General features: G+C 59.6%; 24 protein-coding genes. 11 read left to right on the top strand and 13 right to left on the bottom strand.

Going from position 1 to position 12,030, the window contains the following annotated elements; all coding sequences use genetic code 11:
• From CAER_RS0126835 to CAER_RS29015, 7 genes are all read left to right on the top strand, one after another.
• A partial coding sequence (locus CAER_RS0126835; protein WP_084299666.1) for a DUF6950 family protein occupies nucleotides 1–425 on the top strand: 425 nt, incomplete at its 5' end.
• Between the two features lie 34 nt (nucleotides 426–459).
• Entirely contained in the window at nucleotides 460–2,553 is a 2,094-nt protein-coding gene (locus CAER_RS0126830) for a fibronectin type III domain-containing protein (RefSeq protein ID WP_245597430.1), read from the top strand.
• A 47-nt stretch (nucleotides 2,554–2,600) separates the two neighbouring features.
• On the top strand, nucleotides 2,601–4,352 hold the full coding sequence (locus CAER_RS0126825) for a hypothetical protein (RefSeq protein WP_154667875.1): 1,752 nt from the start codon (nucleotides 2,601–2,603) through the stop codon (nucleotides 4,350–4,352).
• A gap of 50 nt (nucleotides 4,353–4,402) precedes the next feature.
• Nucleotides 4,403–4,744 (top strand): hypothetical protein, encoded by a 342-nt coding sequence (locus tag CAER_RS28595; RefSeq protein ID WP_051357901.1) that lies wholly within the window; start codon nucleotides 4,403–4,405, stop codon nucleotides 4,742–4,744.
• Nucleotides 4,741–4,866 (top strand): hypothetical protein, encoded by a 126-nt coding sequence (locus CAER_RS30690; protein WP_281172297.1) that lies wholly within the window; start codon nucleotides 4,741–4,743, stop codon nucleotides 4,864–4,866. The genes CAER_RS28595 and CAER_RS30690 overlap by 4 nt, the downstream gene beginning before the upstream one ends.
• A 16-nt stretch (nucleotides 4,867–4,882) precedes the next feature.
• A complete protein-coding gene (locus CAER_RS0126810) occupies nucleotides 4,883–5,437 on the top strand; it encodes an N-acetylmuramoyl-L-alanine amidase (RefSeq protein WP_027238254.1) in 555 nt (184 codons plus the stop codon).
• On the top strand, nucleotides 5,437–5,826 hold the full coding sequence (locus CAER_RS29015; protein WP_051357900.1) for a bacteriophage spanin2 family protein: 390 nt from the start codon (nucleotides 5,437–5,439) through the stop codon (nucleotides 5,824–5,826). The genes CAER_RS0126810 and CAER_RS29015 overlap by 1 nt, the downstream gene beginning before the upstream one ends.
• 15 nt (nucleotides 5,827–5,841) lie before the next feature.
• Here the strand turns inward: CAER_RS29015 and CAER_RS29970 are convergent, their stop codons facing one another.
• The 12 genes from CAER_RS29970 to CAER_RS28580 form a co-directional block, all read right to left on the bottom strand.
• The gene (locus CAER_RS29970) at nucleotides 5,842–5,997 is read right to left on the bottom strand and encodes a hypothetical protein (RefSeq protein ID WP_154667874.1); all 156 of its coding nucleotides are present in this window, start codon (nucleotides 5,995–5,997) and stop codon (nucleotides 5,842–5,844) included.
• Entirely contained in the window at nucleotides 5,994–6,419 is a 426-nt protein-coding gene (locus CAER_RS28585) for a hypothetical protein (protein ID WP_051357899.1), read from the bottom strand. Before CAER_RS28585 ends, CAER_RS29970 begins: the two co-directional genes overlap by 4 nt.
• A gap of 116 nt (nucleotides 6,420–6,535) precedes the next feature.
• Nucleotides 6,536–6,844, bottom strand: a complete 309-nt coding sequence (locus CAER_RS0126790) for a hypothetical protein (protein WP_154667873.1) — start codon at nucleotides 6,842–6,844, stop codon at nucleotides 6,536–6,538.
• 70 nt (nucleotides 6,845–6,914) lie between these two features.
• Entirely contained in the window at nucleotides 6,915–7,259 is a 345-nt protein-coding gene (locus CAER_RS0126785; protein WP_027238251.1) for a hypothetical protein, read from the bottom strand.
• 23 nt (nucleotides 7,260–7,282) lie between these two features.
• Entirely contained in the window at nucleotides 7,283–7,441 is a 159-nt protein-coding gene (locus CAER_RS29965) for a hypothetical protein (RefSeq protein ID WP_154667870.1), read from the bottom strand.
• Nucleotides 7,442–7,687: 246 nt separating this feature from the next.
• Nucleotides 7,688–7,897, bottom strand: a complete 210-nt coding sequence (locus CAER_RS0126775; RefSeq protein ID WP_027238252.1) for a crAss001_48 related protein — start codon at nucleotides 7,895–7,897, stop codon at nucleotides 7,688–7,690.
• 21 nt (nucleotides 7,898–7,918) lie between these two features.
• On the bottom strand, nucleotides 7,919–8,110 hold the full coding sequence (locus CAER_RS29960; protein ID WP_154667872.1) for a hypothetical protein: 192 nt from the start codon (nucleotides 8,108–8,110) through the stop codon (nucleotides 7,919–7,921).
• Nucleotides 8,111–8,132: 22 nt separating this feature from the next.
• On the bottom strand, nucleotides 8,133–8,477 hold the full coding sequence (locus CAER_RS0126765; RefSeq protein ID WP_027238251.1) for a hypothetical protein: 345 nt from the start codon (nucleotides 8,475–8,477) through the stop codon (nucleotides 8,133–8,135).
• Between the two features lie 23 nt (nucleotides 8,478–8,500).
• A complete protein-coding gene (locus CAER_RS29955) occupies nucleotides 8,501–8,659 on the bottom strand; it encodes a hypothetical protein (protein ID WP_154667870.1) in 159 nt (52 codons plus the stop codon).
• A 56-nt stretch (nucleotides 8,660–8,715) separates the two neighbouring features.
• Nucleotides 8,716–8,931, bottom strand: coding sequence for a hypothetical protein (locus tag CAER_RS0126755; protein ID WP_027238250.1), 216 nt, complete (start codon nucleotides 8,929–8,931; stop codon nucleotides 8,716–8,718).
• Nucleotides 8,932–8,976: 45 nt separating this feature from the next.
• The gene (locus tag CAER_RS0126750; RefSeq protein WP_027237826.1) at nucleotides 8,977–9,162 is read right to left on the bottom strand and encodes a hypothetical protein; all 186 of its coding nucleotides are present in this window, start codon (nucleotides 9,160–9,162) and stop codon (nucleotides 8,977–8,979) included.
• Nucleotides 9,163–9,179: 17 nt separating this feature from the next.
• Nucleotides 9,180–9,836 (bottom strand): hypothetical protein, encoded by a 657-nt coding sequence (locus tag CAER_RS28580; protein ID WP_209320227.1) that lies wholly within the window; start codon nucleotides 9,834–9,836, stop codon nucleotides 9,180–9,182.
• 43 nt (nucleotides 9,837–9,879) lie between these two features.
• On the opposite strand from CAER_RS28580, the gene CAER_RS29950 reads away from it, so the two are divergent.
• Genes CAER_RS29950 through CAER_RS0126725 form a run of 4 tightly spaced genes read left to right on the top strand, consistent with a single transcriptional unit; the run spans nucleotide 9,880 to nucleotide 11,513 of the window.
• On the top strand, nucleotides 9,880–10,191 hold the full coding sequence (locus tag CAER_RS29950) for a hypothetical protein (RefSeq protein WP_154667869.1): 312 nt from the start codon (nucleotides 9,880–9,882) through the stop codon (nucleotides 10,189–10,191).
• Entirely contained in the window at nucleotides 10,175–10,843 is a 669-nt protein-coding gene (locus CAER_RS0126735; protein ID WP_051357898.1) for a recombinase family protein, read from the top strand. Before CAER_RS29950 ends, CAER_RS0126735 begins: the two co-directional genes overlap by 17 nt.
• 14 nt (nucleotides 10,844–10,857) lie before the next feature.
• The gene (locus CAER_RS0126730) at nucleotides 10,858–11,235 is read left to right on the top strand and encodes a hypothetical protein (RefSeq protein WP_027238248.1); all 378 of its coding nucleotides are present in this window, start codon (nucleotides 10,858–10,860) and stop codon (nucleotides 11,233–11,235) included.
• An 11-nt stretch (nucleotides 11,236–11,246) separates the two neighbouring features.
• Nucleotides 11,247–11,513 carry a hypothetical protein gene (locus tag CAER_RS0126725; protein WP_027238247.1) on the top strand — a complete coding sequence of 89 codons (267 nt, stop codon included), beginning with the start codon at nucleotides 11,247–11,249 and terminating at the stop codon, nucleotides 11,511–11,513.
• A gap of 152 nt (nucleotides 11,514–11,665) precedes the next feature.
• On the opposite strand, the gene CAER_RS0126715 is transcribed toward CAER_RS0126725, so the two are convergent.
• Nucleotides 11,666–11,941, bottom strand: a complete 276-nt coding sequence (locus tag CAER_RS0126715; RefSeq protein ID WP_027238246.1) for a hypothetical protein — start codon at nucleotides 11,939–11,941, stop codon at nucleotides 11,666–11,668.
• Nucleotides 11,942–12,030: the final 89 nt, after the last annotated feature.

Below are 12,030 nucleotides of genomic sequence, written 5' to 3'. Positions count from 1 at the left end.
TGACACCTCTTTATCGAGAACTTCACCGATGGATGGCGCTGCCGTTCATCTGGGGCGAGACTGATTGCATGCTGGTAATCGCGGATTGGATTGAGCGCGTGCGCGGTGCTGACCCCGCGGCTCACATCCGAGGCACCTATGACAGCCGGGGAAGCTGCCAGCGTGAAACTGGTTTCCTGCGCGATCCGGTCACGGCGGTTGAAAGCTGTCTTGCCACGATCGGCGGCCTTGAGCGGGCCCAGGAGCCGCGCAAAGGGGATATTGCCGTCATCGTTGTACCGGAAGCCGACGGGCGTGTGTCCTCCTGCGGCGCCGTCTGGCTTGGCACCGCTTGGGGTTGCAAGGGTCCAAATGGCGCGACCACGATAAAACCTCCGGCGGTGCTGAAAGTGCTGGCAATTTGGAGCGTTGGTTATGAGGCGTAAGTTTCTGATTGCGGCCTTTCTCGGCACAACCGCATTGACCCCGGAACCTGCCGAGGCAGACCCGGTTAGCGGCTTCATCATTGGCGCTCTTGGTGGCACGGCCGCGGCTGGAGCATCTGCAGCCTTCGTGGCGGGGGTGAGTGCCGGCGCAGCATTTGCGGCGACCGCAATTGGCGGCTTTATCGTCAAGACCGTTGTCGCTGTGGGGTTGTCCGCCCTGGCGGGTGCGCTCGCTCCGAAGCCGTCGCTGCCGCCCCCGGGCGCCCGGATGGTGAATTTCGCACAGCCGGTAACGTATGCGGAATACGTCTATGGCCGGGCGCGCAAGGGTGGGCCGCTGGGCTTCAGGGGTTTCGCGGACGGCCGGCGCTATTATGTCCCGATAATCGCCGCACACCAGATCGAAGGTATTGTCGAGCATTGGTTGGATGAGCGCGCAGTGGCTTTGACATCAGAGGCGGACCTTGCGCTGAGCAATGTCGGCACAGACCCCATAGCAGGGTACGGCAGGATCAACGCTTTTACCGGCGCGCCGGAGCAGCTGGTAGATCCAGGCCTTGAGGCAGCCTTCACAGAGATCACTGAGGCGCATAATTTCAAGGGGCTTGCCGGTGCAGTATTGTGGGCAAAGCGCCCGCCGCAGGAGAGTTTCACCAAGATCTACCCGAACGGCAAGCAATGGGCCTATACGCCAGTGTTCGACGGGAAAAACGACCTCCATGACCCGCGCACAGGAGTTGAGGGCTACACCAATAATGCGGCTCTGGTGCTGGCAGATTGGCTAGTGAATGTCCTCGGGCGCGCCGTGGATTGGGATGAGGTGGCCGAAGAGGCAGACGCCTGCGATCGGTTGATTTTGAATGCTGAAGGGGAGGCGCAGCCGCTCTGGACGTTGAACGGAACTATCTCTGACGAACAGGCCTACGACGACCAGCGCGCGCAATTGGCGGCTGCCTGCGATGCGTTTATTTATGAGCGCACGGACGGCAAGGTTGGGTTCACGGTTGGCCGCTGGATCGAGCCGGAACTGACCCTCACCCAGGACGATTTCTTTGCTCTGGAGCTGTCAGAAGGCCAATGGGGAGACGATGCGCCGGACGAGGTTTCTGCTGTCTATGTTGAGCCGCTGAATGCCTGGCGGGAGACGCCAAGCGGCACCTGGGTTGAAAGTGATGCCGCTAAGCCCGTTCGGGAAGAACCGCAGCTTTACATGGTCCACAGCCACAACCAGGCGTCGCGTCTGAATAAGCGCATCGCCAAGACCAAGCGTGCGAAGTATCGGCTCAGCGGTACAATCGGGATGATGGGGTATGAAATCCTTGGCGGCCGGGAGGGCGGTCGGGCCCACAGGTTCATCCGGGTGCAAAACGATGAGATAGGCCTGGATGAATACTTTGAAATCGGCGAGCTGGAGCGCGAAGGAAGTGGTACATTCAACCTTACCGCAAACAGCGTCAGGCCCGAAGATTTCGACTTTGACGCTACCGCAGAGGAGCCGAAGCGTCCGAAATACGGCACCGTGGTCAGCGACAGCAGCATCCCGGTTCCTGAAAACCTCACCGGGGCGCCCCAAGATAATGGATCGGCCCTGTTCGTTTGGGATCCCCAGGACAGTGCGTATACGCAGGAACTTCGCTACCGGCCTGTCGGTGACAGCTACTGGCTGACCCAGCAAACATCCGAAAGCGCTGACAGGCTGCGTGTTGGCGGGCTTGCGGATGGCCAGGATTATGAAGCGCAAATCAGGAACAGGACGGCAGGAGCGGGCGCCTCAGGTTGGGGGCCGGAAACGCCCATTGTTCTACGCGCTGTTGCCGACACTGTGCCGCCGGGCGGGCTCAGTGCTTTCAGCGTGTCGAAAGCCTCTGTAGATGCGGTCATTTCCTTCACTGCGCCGAATGACTCCCACTATTTCGGCACCCGGATCTACCGCGGCTGGGATGGCAGCTTTGACAACGCAGTCTTGATCCACACGGAATACGGCATCTCCAGCAGCGGTGACAGCTACACCGATCCGGCGCCCGGATATGCGACTTTTTACTATTGGGCTGAGCCTATCAACAGCAGTGGTCTCCCTGGCCCGCGCTCTGGCCCGGAGACGATTACGATTAACGAACCCGGCCCGTAGCCGCCCGCGAACCCAAACCCAGAACCAGAAACGATTTCAGCCGGCGCTTGGCCCGGCTCATTTGGAGTACCCATATGTCACCAAAAAGCCCCACAGATATCCTGTTCGGCAATCCGCCCACGGACATTCATCAGCCCTCACCGGCTGAGCTGCGGGACTGGATGGAGCTGAACGGCGGCCCGAAAGTGGAAACTTTTGCAGATCTTGCGGCTGTTGACGAAACGATGGTTCCGGTCGGCGGGCTGCTGCGCTGCATTGAAAACGGGGCGGTGTATCAGCGGGCGCCTGGCGGCGCCAGCGATGCCCATCTGGATTACACCGGCGGCACCGGCAAGAAATGGTATGTTCGCAGCGACGTCTACGACCCCCGGTTTTTCGGTTGGAGTTCCGGCGACATGCTGCCTTACCTTCAGCAGTTTGCTGACGGAGATTGGGAAACCTTCCGTGCGCCGCGCGGATCGGAATGGGATCTTTCCGACACCGTCACCATTGTTGTCGACGATCTGACGCGCAGTAAAACCCTGGATCTTGAGGGCAGTGTCCGGACGAACACCAAAAACAGCGCCAAGATCCTTATCCAGCAGAACGACAAATCCCTAGGCGTGCTGAAGTACGTCTATATCAACGGCGGCACCACCCTTCTCAAGTCTAATAACAACGTCGGTTTTCACATCAGGGATGCCCGGAACGTTCGCTTCTTCGGCCATGAAATCCGGGGGGATCCAACTTTGGCCACCAGCCAGGGCGTTGGCGTTCTGGTCGAGAATGTGAGCGCCTACTCGGAGCGGTTCATGTTCCAGAACTGCACCGGCGTGAACCTGCGGCACACCATCCAATTCCATTTCGCTGGAGGTGTGGATGGGGGGTTCTCTTTCGCCCGGGCCATGGTCGAAAACTTGACCCTGAATGGCGGGATCGCTGGAAAGGCGCAGATTGCGCTGACCACGGATGTGGATTTTGCTCTGGGTGTGGCCAACCCGCAGAACTACACCCTGGGTGAGGTTGTGACCCAGGACCTGACCGGGGCCACCGGCATTGTGCTGGGCTGGCCTGAGTCTCAGAGCGCTCTGTTCATTGGCTCGGCAACCGGAACCTTTGACACGGAAAACGCCGTTATCGGCGCTACCTCGGGCAAATCGAAGGTGCCGTCCAGCGTGATTAGCCCCCGGCTTCCCAATGTCTACGACAGCACTTTCGAGAACATCTCTGGGAATTTGAACGATGGCGTCATTGTGATGGACCTCGGCGGCGGCATGATCGGCACCCGGATCAGGCACGTTGCCTGCGAGACGGGGGCGGTTGAGACTGCTTATGTTTTCCGGGTGCTGAAAAACAGCGCCGGTCTGGACAACTGGACCTTCGAGCGCCCCAGCTTCAACGATATCGACCTGGCGAACCGGATGGAACTGTTCCATGGCAGCCCGGATTCCAAGTCCTTCGCCCCGATGCAGGTGCATGACGGCTTGTATCTGGTTCCCTCGAACTATCCGCCGGACGTCAAGGACGGAGTTATTGCCTACGCAGACGGCGTGAACTGGAACCCTGGCGGGATCGGTGAGGGTAACGGGGGGGCAGGGGTCTTCATGCATCAGGGCGGGAACTGGCACCGTCTGGTCACGTTCAAAGAAACCAACAATTTCAAGCTTGCAGACATCGCCGATCCTATCAACACAAAGAGGAAGTACTTCGGGAAGCCGGTGTTTTCATCCACCACAAACGCGGAATACCGGGCAACTGGAGCGGCCCCGTCCGCAAGCTGGAAGTCGCAACTGGACGGCTCGCTTATTACGCCCGTTTGACCGTCTGCCGTGTGCCCTTTTTTTGATCTGAAGTGGTGAAATAGAGCCCCATGAACAACTTCAATCTGTTCTCAGAAGTCTTCAATGAGCGCGGCGCGCTTCTGGCCATATTCGGAGCAATGGGGGGCGCGGTGCGATCCGCGGCCCTCAAGACGACTTGGCGCGAGGGCGTGCGGGTGGTCTTCATCGGGTCCGCTTCAAGCTTTGGTGTGGGCGCGCTGGCGCCTTACCTGTTGAAGCCGTGGATTGGAGATCTGCCTGACGGTATGGCCGGTGCATTGGGCACCCTCTGCGCCGCTGCCTTCCTGGTGGGGTTGCTGGCGGTCACGATCATTGAGCGTTTTCTGGACCAGTCAGGTGAGGCCGGTCGGCCTGACAGGGTCGACCAATGAAGCGCGCCGCCAAGATCCGCCGCGACAAGCAGAACCCCTGCGCTGACTTCTGGCACACTCTCCGTGTCGGTGTGGTTTGCTTCTTTGTCCTGCTGGTAATTCTGCCGAAGGTCATCGGCTAAACTAAGGGAAAACATCATGAAACTTGCAATCGTGGTCGGGCACAACGCCCGGGCGCAGGGCGCTTTGCGTCCTGATACTGGCGAAACGGAATTTGCTTGGAACAGTCGTCTTGCAAAGATGATCCTCGCAGAGGCCAAGAGGTTTCCGGGAATTGACGTCCGAACCTTCTTCCGGACGCCTGGCGGCACCTATGGTGATGAGATCCGGCGCGTCTACCGTGAAACCGATGACTGGGGCGCGGACGCCACCTGTGAGCTGCACTTCAACAGTCACCACAATCCGCAGGCCACGGGCACGGAAACCCTTTCCAGCGGCTCCGCTGCCTCCCTGCGCTACTGCGAGGCGCTGCAAGCCCGGATGCTCGCCGCACTCGGCCTGAAAAACCGGGGGAAGAAGGTTGTGCGGACGGGCCGCGGCGCCGCCAGCCTGATTGCCGGGCGGGCGCCGGCCGCTTTGATCGAGCCTTTCTTTGGTTCCTCCCCCAAAGGCCGTTCTGCCACCGATGAGCCGCATGAAATGCGGGCGCTGGCCAGAGCCATTCTGGTTGCAACGCAGGACGCGTTTCTGTGATGCGGTTTGCGCTTGTTCTGGCCGGAGTTCTGGCCCTGTCCGGTTGCGGTCAGGGCCTGGGCCTCCTGGCAAAACTTGCACCTGATGCCGGTCCAGATTTTGCGGCCAATGTTCAGGCCGGAAAAAACAATGTGCAGGCCATCGGGCCGGTGCGCGTCAGTGAGCAAAAGATCATCCGCCCGCAGGCGCGCCGGATAGAACAGCGCACCGTAGACGGCGGTGCTGAGATCGAGAGTGTGCAGACGGTCGAAAAGGTCGTAGGGCAGGAGGGGTGGGGCGCTGGCGCGGTCTTCATTGCTTTACTGTTTCCTTCCCCTCTAGGGCTCCTGTGGTGGCCGATTGGCCGCAGGTTTGCCGGAAGGCTTAGAGGGGAGGCGGCTGGCGTCTAAGGCCCGCCAGCAGGGCTATCCAGTGATCAGCCGAAGAATTTGCAAGATGACCGCCGCCCAAGCGGTGATGCCGAGGACGGCGGCGGGCAGCAGCCACCATCCTTTCAAAGCGGTGAGGTGTTCGAGCTGCCAAGCTGCCCAGCCAACGCCTAGATAGATGAACCGTCTCATCTGCAGGCCTTGGCCAGTCCTTGCCGGATCAGCTCGGAGCCTTGGATTTTATAAACGCCATGAATCCTGAACCGTCCAGATTTCAAAAACCAGTCTGCGAGCCTGCCCGGGTAGTAGCTCGCCATTACCCGGCTGAAATAGTCAAAGTTCTTCCGCGATAAGCGCCGCCCGCCGCGCGATGGGCCGTGAAATCCGAATATCGTCTTGGGGCTCACGCAAGTGCCCGGAACTCCAAGGAACATAGTGCATGTTGAGAAGCATACCCGGCCGCGGATCTCTACTGGCTCGCCAGCCGCCTTGATGCGACTGATTTCCTCCAGGCGGGCGGCCAGGCTCCCGCCGCGGTCAGAGTGTACCACGTGCGGCTCGGCAGCGGCCTGAGCGGCGAATGAGAATAAAATAAAAAACAACTTTTTGAACATGGCCTAACTTTAGGCAAATTGACAGTCGCCGGTAAAGTGCAATCTAGGGTGGTCAAATGGTCGCGCTTAGAGGTAGTTGGTTGTTGGGTGGTCAAGTGGCGCTGCGGGCGGTGGTTTTAGGACTTGGTGATTTTGTCGAGCTGGGCGGCGGCATTTCGCGCGACGGCACCAGAAGCCGAGTCTGCTCTGAGGTAGTCTAGGGCCGGGTCTGCGGGGTCGATCAGCGCGAGTAGAAACGAACGGGTTAAGGCGTGAACGTCAGCACCGCCGCCCGGAGCCGCCTCATAGGCCGCCGCGGCAAAGCATCCTGCTAGGCTCGCCGCCTTCTGCGCCTCATTCTCCGCTTCCGTCAGGTCTGCGCCCGACATGAAGCCGTCCAGGGCGCCAAGCATAGTCCGGGCTGCTGTTTTGATTTCTTCTGCCATGTGGCCTCCGTGAAATTGGCGGTATGCGAAAAATCGCAAACTCGGGTTTTCTGGCTTGGCGGTTTCTGGATTAGTTGGTGAGCGGCGAAAGCTCGCCGTCGATGGTGCGGACGAATACGGGCAGCCCACCAAGTTTCTTGGCGTCCCAAGTCGCGTGACAGGCGTCTCGGATCGGGCCTCTGCCAGGCTCCCCCGGATGGCTCGTGAGCGTTGTGCTGAAGGGATAGAAAATCTCGGTGAGGACGCCGATCTCTTCATTCTTGTCTTCGTGCCAGATGTTCGACCGCACGTCGGTCTTATCCACCGGAAGTGACAAGCCATAGTCGCAAGCGTGAGTGGCAAAATCCATTCGCTCGCGCTCATCATCGGTGGCCTCTCTCCATCGCAGTTCAAGTCTAGGAAGTGGCGCCATCATGGGTTCCTCCGGGGATTGTTGGATCAGTCGTAATCGGGGATGCGGCCAGGGTTATCCTGCCAGCCGTCATCATCGTCTTCCGGCTCCGGTTCGCGCAGGATCTTCCCGGTCTGCAGGACCACGTACCCCCTGAAAGTGCATCCCGCGGCCGGGCACCAGCAGTGCAGAGAGTCGTCTTCCATTTGGGCGCCGCAGTCGGGGCAGTGTCTCGGCATGGTAGCCTCCGGCGGTTTCTGGATGCGTTCAGAGCGGCGTTGATGCTGCCGATCCGATCAATGTCGCTGTTGTTCTCTCCGAGAATTGCCCCGAGTTCGCCCCGGTCCCTCTCGGCCTTGCAGAGGTAGTCGATCAGGCGGGCCAGCGCCTTTTCCTCTGCCACGCTCATGCGCAAGGTAATCGTTCGCTCTGCCATGTGTCCTCCGGCGGCTTTAGGCCTTGGTGCTGATGCGGTTGATCCGCTTCTGCAGCGTGCTGAAATAGCTGATCATGTGGCCATGCTGCTGCGTCAGAAGCCGCTGGTCTGTGGCGTCCAGCGACTTGAATTCTTCGCCTTCCAGGAAGCTGCCCAGATTGCGCACCTTAATGCCAAGCTCTGTCGCTTCTTCGATCATCCGTTCTTCATGTGGTTGCAGTGCCATTGGGTTCTCCTGGCGGGGATTTTAGGACTGCGCTTTTTGGTCGGCGCTATCTCCAAGCGCCACCACCGCATCGAATAGGGCGCTTTCCGCTTTTGTCTTTTTGGGCTTTGCTGCGGTTTCTTCAGCCCAAACACCGATGGCTTCAACTAGGTCTTTGAAGCTGTCGAGATCGAGAATCTTGAGTTGCACAGTCATTTTTCCAAGTTCTGCCATGGTGCCTCCGGCGGTTTCTGGATTAGTTGGTGAGCGGCGAAAGCTCGCCGTCGATGGTGCGGACGAATACGGGCAGCCCACCAAGTTTCTTGGCGTCCCAAGTCGCGTGACAGGCGTCTCGGATCGGGCCTCTGCCAGGCTCCCCCGGATGGCTCGTGAGCGTTGTGCTGAAGGGATAGAAAATCTCGGTGAGGACGCCGATCTCTTCATTCTTGTCTTCGTGCCAGATGTTCGACCGCACGTCGGTCTTATCCACCGGAAGTGACAAGCCATAGTCGCAAGCGTGAGTGGCAAAATCCATTCGCTCGCGCTCATCATCGGTGGCCTCTCTCCATCGCAGTTCAAGTCTAGGAAGTGGCGCCATCATGGGTTCCTCCGGGGATTGTTGGATCAGTCGTAATCGGGGATGCGGCCAGGGTTATCCTGCCAGCCGTCATCATCGTCTTCCGGCTCCGGTTCGCGCAGGATCTTCCCGGTCTGCAGGACCACGTACCCCCTGAAAGTGCATCCCGCGGCCGGGCACCAGCAGTGCAGAGAGTCGTCTTCCATTTGGGCGCCGCAGTCGGGGCAGTGTCTCGGCATGGTAGCCTCCGGCGGTTTCTGGATTAGTCGTTTTCGGCTTCGTACAGCGCTTGATCTTCGGCGCTGGCGTCATAGTTTTCGCGGCGGTACTGGCAGGCTTCGCAATCGCATTCGTCGTCAGCGCATGTGCAGCAATCTTGGCAGTTGCCGCATTCGCAAATCGGGCCTGCAGACCACTCGCTGCACAGGCAGTCCTGGCACAGCGGGCGACCGTTCACGTCAACAGCAAGTACGTTCATCTGTGGGGCTTGTTTTGCCATTCCGGCCTCCCGGCGGTTTCTGGATTAGCGGTTGATCAGGAATTCGGCGATGCTTTCGCCCACGGCGCCTGCATCCCTGTAGCTGTAGGTGATTATGACCCTGGAAATGGTCGCCACAGCATTCGGGTAGGGCGCGCTATCTCGCAGGTGCCCAGCAAGGTGCTGGGCGGCAAGCTGGTTTTCCATCTGCACTGTCGTTTTGATCTGCATTGGCACCTCCGGCGGTTTTAGGACTGGTTGGCTGCGACACGCGCTGAGCGCGCCATGTCGATCAGCAGGTTGCGAAATTCGGGCGGGGTGGCGATGCGCGGCGTGCTGTCCTTGCCGCCGCCCTTGAAGGCCATCAGGCCAGCCTTGCGGCAATACTCGATGCCGTGACGCTCAACCGCCCACGCCGGGAAATCTTCGTCTCTGACGGGGTTCACGCCCCAGCGCAGCTCGGGCAGCGGGTCGATGCCGAATGCGTAGAGCCAAGTGGGCTTCGGGCAGAAATGCCCGTACTGGCCTTGCTCGACGCGGCAGGCCCAGCCGCCGAATTCGTCAGCCTTGACCCAGCCACCCTTGCGCGGCGGCTTGGTCAGCCCGAAGTGCGCCCATGCGTGGCTGTGCTCCGGGTGCTCCAAGACGCCGCCGAACCGCCGAACGTCGAACAGGGCCGACTTGAAGCAGCCGCCATCGTCCCCTTTGCGCTCGATGTGACCGCGCTTGATGTTGCCCGGCTGGCCCTTCCACATCTTGCCCCAGCGCTGGCACGGCGGGTGCGCAACGACCGGGAACGGCCCGCCGTACATGCGCGCGTCTTCTTCCTCATCCCAAGGCTGCACGCCGGGCAGATTGAAGTAACTGCCGCCGGTTTGGACGTATAGGGCTGCAATCTGGTTCAACGCTGTTGCTCCGCTTTATGTTGCAATAAATATTACAATAGATATGGTGATAAATATTGCAACAACAAATATTGCAATAAATATTGCAACGGAAAGTCGGAACGGGATAAGTGAGGGGCAGATGGCAGTAGAGGGGCGCATGGGGCGACCACCGAAAAAAGCACACCTCAAGCGCTCTGAGCGTATGGTTCTGACCTTCACCCCCGGTGAGCGGAAGCGGATCAACGACATTATCGAGCGCGAAGGGTTCGAGGGTGACAACGATTTTGGGCGCGAGGCGATCCGTGAAAAGATCGAGCGCCTGGAGTCTCAAAACTCAGTCCAAACCGGCGGCGATGATGGCGAAAAGCAGTAAGAAAGCAGCGTCCGAATCCGAAAAACCGGTGGTTCGCAAGATCGGGTACGCGCGTGTTTCGACCGCAGACCAAAACCCGGACATGCAGATCCAGGCCCTTAAAGACTATGGCGTGCCGGAAGAATTGATCTTCGTGGATCGCGCCAGCGGCGGAACCTTGAACCGCCCGAACTTCATCAAGGCGCTGAGGTTTGCGCAGCACCCTGGCACCGAGTTCGTCGTCTGGAAGCTCGACCGCATGGGGCGGACCCTTGAGGGCATCCTGACGGTGCTGAACCTCCTGAGCGACCGCGGCGTGTCGTTCTTCAGCCTGACAGAGCGGGTGGACGTGACAACCCCGATGGGCAAGGCCATGCTGCAGATGATGGGCGTTGTTGCCGAGCTTGAGCGCAACCTGATTGTCGAGCGCACCAAGGCCGGTATTGAGCGGGCCAAGGCGCGCGGCGAAAAGCCCGGCCGCCCGATTGCCATGACGCCCGCCCGGGTCGAGGTCGCTGACATGATGCTGCGCACCGGCAAGCGCGGCCAGGAGGTGTTCGAGGCGGTTCGGCCGCTATCAGAGGTCAAGCTGAGCCGCGCTGCGTACTATGCCTTTCAGAAGCGGTGGGACGCGGGCGAGATTGAAGCCGTCGATGACGGAGAGGAATCCTAGAAAGGAGGAGGGCTGTGGCTAAAGACCTATGGGATAAGGCCGAGGTCATTGGAAAAATCTTGGGCGCTGTTCTGATACCAGCGGTTCTCGGGTATTCAGTGCACTCCTACAATTCGACGGCCAGCACTAGAGCGACTGCCGCTCAAATGGCAGGTATCGCTGTAGGTGTGTTGATGAATGAGCCGTCTAAAGATCAAGCGGCAGGAGACGCTCTAAGAATGTGGGCCGTCGACGTCCTGGAAAATCCAGGAGAAATCACTCCGCTTGATCCTAGCGCAGCCAAACAACTCTTGCTTGAGGGGTTGCCCACATTCCCATGGACCTATTCTGGGTTAGGTGAGGGCAAGTTTGATATTAAGCCAGGCATCGAGCCTGAGAGGAATCCGGAATAGGAGCAAGGCACATGCAGTTGACGGAACGGCAGAAGCTTGAGGCGCTGGCTGCGCGCTTCTATCAGGGCCTCGAATGGAAGCCGGAGGCGGGCCACCTCTACACCACCTCGCGCGCGGATTTGGAGGTCTATGAGGTGGTCGAGGTTTCGGGCGGCGTTGTCCGCACCCGATACACTGAAGGCGGCAACCCCGAAGTGTCAGAGTGGCCAGAGGCCGAATTCCTCACCGTAGGTTTCGGTCCGCAGCGCGTTTGGGTTCCGCCCCATGTCCTGTCCTGACGTGGCGCCGCGGGCGCGGTATGTGCCAAGTGCCGGGTTTCTGGCGATGCTCGCGAAGCTAAAGGCTGAGGTTGAAGCGAAAGATGAATACACGCGCCGCCAGCTTGAGGCGGTGTTCAGTCAGTCCAAGTAAGGAGCAAGGCGATATGGCGTCACGGGATCTGATCAACGAACAGTTCGTCGCTCATGGTGCGCGCATGGACCGTGTTGCCAATTGCCAGCACTGTGATCAGGGCGGCCCAGTAACGCCGGAGCCGACGAAAACTGGGGTTCGGATCGTGTGCAATTACTGCTGGACGAAAACGCCGCCATTCAAACACATTAACGATGCCGTCGATCGCTGGACCGAAATGCAGCGTGCGGCGAAACAGGAGTCCAAATAGGAGGAGGGCTGTGGCTAAAGACCTATGGGATAAGGCCGAGGTCATTGGAAAAATCTTGGGCGCTGTTCTGATACCAGCGGTTCTCGGGTATTCAGTGCACTCCTACAATTCGACGGCCAGCACTAGAGCGACTG

It is taken from the genome of Leisingera caerulea DSM 24564 (assembly GCF_000473325.1).
GTDB lineage: Bacteria > Pseudomonadota > Alphaproteobacteria > Rhodobacterales > Rhodobacteraceae > Leisingera > Leisingera caerulea.
Note: the sequence above shows the minus strand (reverse complement) of the source record. Positions and strands in the feature narration are given on the sequence as shown.

Coding starts and splice junctions, on each gene's coding strand:
- CAER_RS28595 (WP_051357901.1), top strand. CDS start 4,403: ATGAACAACTTCAATCTGTTCTCAGAAGTCTTCAATGAGCGCGGCGCG.
- CAER_RS30690 (WP_281172297.1), top strand. CDS start 4,741: ATGAAGCGCGCCGCCAAGATCCGCCGCGACAAGCAGAACCCCTGCGCT.
- CAER_RS0126810 (WP_027238254.1), top strand. CDS start 4,883: ATGAAACTTGCAATCGTGGTCGGGCACAACGCCCGGGCGCAGGGCGCT.
- CAER_RS29015 (WP_051357900.1), top strand. CDS start 5,437: ATGCGGTTTGCGCTTGTTCTGGCCGGAGTTCTGGCCCTGTCCGGTTGC.
- CAER_RS29970 (WP_154667874.1), bottom strand. CDS start 5,997: ATGAGACGGTTCATCTATCTAGGCGTTGGCTGGGCAGCTTGGCAGCTC.
- CAER_RS28585 (WP_051357899.1), bottom strand. CDS start 6,419: ATGTTCAAAAAGTTGTTTTTTATTTTATTCTCATTCGCCGCTCAGGCC.
- CAER_RS0126790 (WP_154667873.1), bottom strand. CDS start 6,844: ATGGCAGAAGAAATCAAAACAGCAGCCCGGACTATGCTTGGCGCCCTG.
- CAER_RS0126785 (WP_027238251.1), bottom strand. CDS start 7,259: ATGATGGCGCCACTTCCTAGACTTGAACTGCGATGGAGAGAGGCCACC.
- CAER_RS29965 (WP_154667870.1), bottom strand. CDS start 7,441: ATGGAAGACGACTCTCTGCACTGCTGGTGCCCGGCCGCGGGATGCACT.
- CAER_RS0126775 (WP_027238252.1), bottom strand. CDS start 7,897: ATGGCACTGCAACCACATGAAGAACGGATGATCGAAGAAGCGACAGAG.
- CAER_RS29960 (WP_154667872.1), bottom strand. CDS start 8,110: ATGGCAGAACTTGGAAAAATGACTGTGCAACTCAAGATTCTCGATCTC.
- CAER_RS0126765 (WP_027238251.1), bottom strand. CDS start 8,477: ATGATGGCGCCACTTCCTAGACTTGAACTGCGATGGAGAGAGGCCACC.
- CAER_RS29955 (WP_154667870.1), bottom strand. CDS start 8,659: ATGGAAGACGACTCTCTGCACTGCTGGTGCCCGGCCGCGGGATGCACT.
- CAER_RS0126755 (WP_027238250.1), bottom strand. CDS start 8,931: ATGAACGTACTTGCTGTTGACGTGAACGGTCGCCCGCTGTGCCAGGAC.
- CAER_RS0126750 (WP_027237826.1), bottom strand. CDS start 9,162: ATGCAGATCAAAACGACAGTGCAGATGGAAAACCAGCTTGCCGCCCAG.
- CAER_RS29950 (WP_154667869.1), top strand. CDS start 9,880: ATGGTGATAAATATTGCAACAACAAATATTGCAATAAATATTGCAACG.
- CAER_RS0126735 (WP_051357898.1), top strand. CDS start 10,175: ATGGCGAAAAGCAGTAAGAAAGCAGCGTCCGAATCCGAAAAACCGGTG.
- CAER_RS0126725 (WP_027238247.1), top strand. CDS start 11,247: ATGCAGTTGACGGAACGGCAGAAGCTTGAGGCGCTGGCTGCGCGCTTC.
- CAER_RS0126715 (WP_027238246.1), bottom strand. CDS start 11,941: ATGACCTCGGCCTTATCCCATAGGTCTTTAGCCACAGCCCTCCTCCTA.